Genomic DNA, 1,152 nt, shown 5'->3' on the forward strand with positions numbered 1-1,152 from the left:
CGGTGGGTGCGGAGACGTCGAACGGGGCGCGGGCGCCGGGGCCGGTGGCTCCGCGGAACTCGCCGGATCGGAACGACGGGATGGGCACGGGCTCCTCAGCTCAGCTCGGTGTGCGCGGCGGTGATCATGCGGCGCATCAACCGCTGCGCGAGATCCGTCAGTTCCTCCTCGGTGGAGCCGTCCGTCCCCTTCACGGCGAGGGCCGCGGTCACCGGTCCGACCCTGGCCACCAACCACAGGTAGGGGTGCGGCCCCCCGTGCTCCTCGGAGAAGAAGTCCCCGCGTTCGGTGATCAGATCGTCGGCCGGGAGCGCCCCGTCCCCGGGGCGGAGGGCGCCGACGGAGGTCAGACCGGCGATCCACTCGTCGGCCCGCAGGCGCTGCTCCGGGCAGCGCAACCCCTCCTCCAGGATTCCGGCCATCCGCCGGTCGGCGGCCGTGACCTCGTCGTGCACCGTCACCACCGTGGTCACGGTGACCCCGCCCGGGAGGCCGTCGGCGGCGGGATCGTCCGCCGGGCGCTCGGCCTCGACGGTGCGCAGGGCGAGGACGCCGTCGGGTATCGGCGCACGCTTCCACACGCACGCGTCCGTGAGCACGGGATGGGTCTCGGGACCGTCCTCCTCGGTGTGTGCACCGGTGTCGGTTTCGGAGGGGCCGTCGACCAACCGATCGACCGCGACGAACCCGACCCCGTGGTCGGCGACCCCGGGCAGCACCGCGGCGGCCAGCGGGGCCGCGGAGGCCGGGTCCCGGGGCAGACGCTCCGGGTGGGGCACGAAAGGGGCCTCGCCCGAGGGGGAGGGACCCCCGGACGGGGTCCCCGCGGCGGCTCCGGGAGCGGTGTCACCGGTTTCCGCGACGGGGTCGGCGACCACCGGATCGGCTCCGCAGCCGGTGGCCAGCAGGACGGTCAGCGAGCCGAGGATCACGGCCCGCGTCACCGGTCGTTGACGCATGCGCGTCTCCCTCCGCGGGGTGCCCGACGGTTCGGCGGGATCACCCTAGCGGGCCGCCGAACGGGGTGGAATGGCTTTCCGTCACGGTCCGGCTACGTTGACCGGGCGGGGCGCGGCCCCACCCGTCGGTACCGGTGCCGCGGGACGGAGCCCCGGCACGCCCCCGGCGCACGCCCCGGCGCACGCCTCGGGG

Annotated in this window: 1 protein-coding gene; it reads right to left on the minus strand. The window is 75.7% G+C overall.

Features of this window, described 5'->3' with window-relative positions:
• Positions 1-95 precede the first annotated feature (95 nt).
• A complete protein-coding gene (locus tag FNQ90_RS24065; protein ID WP_182608272.1) occupies positions 96-959 on the minus strand; it encodes a hypothetical protein in 864 nt (287 codons plus the stop codon).
• Positions 960-1,152 lie beyond the last annotated feature (193 nt).

This window comes from Streptomyces alkaliphilus, from assembly GCF_014141535.1.
Classification (GTDB): Bacteria; Actinomycetota; Actinomycetes; order Streptomycetales; family Streptomycetaceae; genus Streptomyces; species Streptomyces alkaliphilus.